This is a genomic window from Bizionia saleffrena (assembly GCF_008086175.1).
Classification (GTDB): Bacteria; Bacteroidota; Bacteroidia; order Flavobacteriales; family Flavobacteriaceae; genus Bizionia; species Bizionia saleffrena.
In genome coordinates this window covers 1-2,889 of sequence record NZ_VSKM01000032.1, presented here as the reverse complement: position 1 = coordinate 2,889, position 2,889 = coordinate 1, and the positions used below count along the sequence as shown (strand labels likewise).

The window sequence follows — 2,889 nt, the reverse complement described above, 5'->3', positions numbered from 1 at the left end:
AATAGTTGTGGTATTGAGCGTTTAGGAGAATCTAGTCCTTGAGATTAGCAGGTACGAATAAAGGAGTTGAACGAAAGTGAACCATTGAAGAGGTGTCGAGAAGTTGCTACCTCCAGTCGAAAGCTACGAAGTATGATACGGAGTTAAAAGTAATAGTAGCGAATACTATTAATTGCAGAGATAACCTATTTATTTTCTGTAAGGCTGGCGTCATTCAGATGGCAAGAACTTTATTCAGGCTTATTTACGGAACTTGGGAAGCTGCATACAAATGTTAAGGGAAATGCGCAATAGGCACAACCTAGAGGCAAAATACCGATAGAGTATGTAGTGGCAGATTAACCCGTAGTAGCGATGAAATTTCTGTAATGGAAATGGAACGAAGGGGTTAAGTTGTACCGTTTAATTTTATTTACCAACTTACAAAAGTAAGGATGAATTTATGGAATGAAACAAAATCGATACCGATAAGTCGCCAAATGGTTTTGGAGGCTTATCAAAAAGTGCGTTCCAACAAAGGGAGTGCAGGAGTAGATGCGATAAGTATGCAAGAATTTGATGCGAACCGCAGTAAATACCTGTATAAACTTTGGAATCGGATGGCATCAGGGAGTTATTTTCCACCACCAGTTAAAGAAGTAGCAATACCTAAGAAAGACGGTTCAATCCGTAAATTAGGCATACCTACAATAAGCGACAGGGTGGGGCAAATGGTTGTAAAAATGTTTGTAGAACCAAGATTAGAGGCAGTATTCAGTCCCAATTCTTACGGTTATCGACCAAAGAGAAGTGCCCATCAGGCATTATCAAAAGTTAGAGAAAACTGTTGGAAACAAAACTGGGTAATTGACTTAGACATCAAAGGATTTTTTGACAACATCGACCACAACAAACTGATGCTTGCAGTAGAGAAACACGTCCCCGAAAATTGGGTGAAACTCTACATCAAACGATGGTTGGAAGCATCCGTTATTACAGCATCTGGAGAGCTAATCCAAAAGCAAGGAAAAGGAACGCCACAAGGCGGAGTAATCAGCCCATTATTGGCAAATCTTTTCCTGCATTATGCTTTTTGATAAATGGTTAGAACAGACAGATAAAAATGTAGCCTTCACTCGATATGCCGATGATGTGATACTACACTGTAATACAAAAACTCACGCAGAACAAATACTAAATCTAGTGCGTCAAAGAATGGCTTCGGTAGGATTAGAATTACATCCACAAAAGACAAAAACTGTCTATTGCAGAGACTACAGAAGAAAAGAAAACTACCCAACAGTCAAATTTGATTTCTTGGGATATTCTTTTCAGCCAAGAACTGCCTACTCTAAGAAAAAGGGAAAGCTGTTTTTAGGATATGATTATGCTATAAGTATTAGTTCAAGAAAACGAATCGCTGACAAGCTCGAAGAATTAAATGTAAACAAGCTAAGTTTTAAAAGCATTGTAGGAGTGGCTCAATATCTTAATCCAATGATTAGGGGTTGGGTGCATTACTATGGGAAATTTAAGATGTATGAACTTACAAAAGTCTTTCGATTATTGAGTAAACGACTGGTTTGGTGGGCAAGGAAAAGGTATAAGCGATATAAAACCAGTATCAGAAAAGGGTACAAATGGTTAGCAACAGTAAGGAATCAATATCCTACTTTGTTTTACCATTGGAACTTTTCCCAAATAAACAGTATTGCTTAGATTTGTACAACAAGAGCCGTGTGAGGGGAGACTTTCAAGCACGGTTCTGTGAGAGGCTTAGGGTGAAATTCCCTTTGCCTACTCGATCACAAGACCGTTGGCAGTAATATTGAGCATCACGTAAAAAAAGTAAGAGTAGAAATAAATGAAAAAAAGGTATATCATATTTCTAATATTAATTGGAGTTTTTTGTTTCCAATTTTTTCTTGTTGAAAGAAGTGAATATGTTGCTGGCGAAAACAGATATTATACTTATTATGAAAAATATTTAGATAACGAAATCAATGCGTTCAGCTCATCTGCATTTGACAATGATATTTATCATCTTGAGCGGATTTCAGATAGAATATCAACAAGCTATGATGAAACTGACAAAATAAGAATTAAACTAAAAAAACTTTATGAAAATTTATCTTCAAGCTCTTCAACTTTAAACCAGTACAAATCTGGAATTGAAGAGCTTACTGGATATGAACAAAATATACGAAATCTTAGTTCTGATTTAAAACAATACAAATACTATTTAAAAGAATTAAAGGAGTACATCGATCAAAACGAAAGCGAATTAAAATCAAAATATTTTTATGCAGAGGAAATAGCATTTAATGTCAAGCAAACTCTTAAAATCGATTCTGTTTTAAATAACTATTCAGATATTTCAAATCGCCTTAATTCCGCTGTAAAAGAAACAATTGAAAAAACAGAAATAGAACAGGCTCGTAAAGAAAGAAAAATAAGACTGATTAGAGAACAACAATTTAGAAATTCAGTAACGCAGTTTAATAATAGTTCTAATAATACAACATATCCTACTTCCAACTATTCTAATACTACTTCTCAAAGTAAATTAAACAGCACCAGAAATAATTCAAGAGTAAACTATTATACAAATACTAATGGTTACAAAGTTCAGTCACCTACTAATTATAATAGTCAACCAAGTGGAGCAACAGCATTATGTAATGATGGTACATATAGTTTTAGTAGAAATAGACGTGGAACTTGCTCTGGACACGGTGGAGTTAGAAAATGGCTGCGATAGTAAAAAACAAAATACTACTGCCAACAAAGTACTGTGGTAAAAAACAAGTAAAAACCCATTAACTTTTCACTAAAGTACTTCTATAAGAATCATCATATATTAATCCAGATTTTGCTATTGCAAAAGCTTGTTTTAGTAGCTTATTACAG

3 protein-coding genes are annotated in these 2,889 nt (G+C 34.8%); all 3 read left to right on the top strand.

All coding sequences use genetic code 11. The annotated features are described in order from the left end of the window. Positions 1-434: 434 nt before the first annotated feature. The 3 genes from ES676_RS15145 to ES676_RS15005 all read left to right on the top strand — a co-directional run bounded on the left by ES676_RS15145 (position 435) and on the right by ES676_RS15005 (position 2,740). Positions 435-1,076 carry a reverse transcriptase domain-containing protein gene (locus tag ES676_RS15145; RefSeq protein ID WP_246130376.1) on the top strand — a complete coding sequence of 214 codons (642 nt, stop codon included), beginning with the start codon at positions 435-437 and terminating at the stop codon, positions 1,074-1,076. Next, positions 1,066-1,698 (top strand): reverse transcriptase domain-containing protein, encoded by a 633-nt coding sequence (locus ES676_RS15140; RefSeq protein WP_246130374.1) that lies wholly within the window; start codon positions 1,066-1,068, stop codon positions 1,696-1,698. Before ES676_RS15145 ends, ES676_RS15140 begins: the two co-directional genes overlap by 11 nt. A 145-nt stretch (positions 1,699-1,843) precedes the next feature. Beyond that, positions 1,844-2,740, top strand: a complete 897-nt coding sequence (locus ES676_RS15005; RefSeq protein WP_215731660.1) for a DUF3761 domain-containing protein — start codon at positions 1,844-1,846, stop codon at positions 2,738-2,740. Positions 2,741-2,889 lie beyond the last annotated feature (149 nt).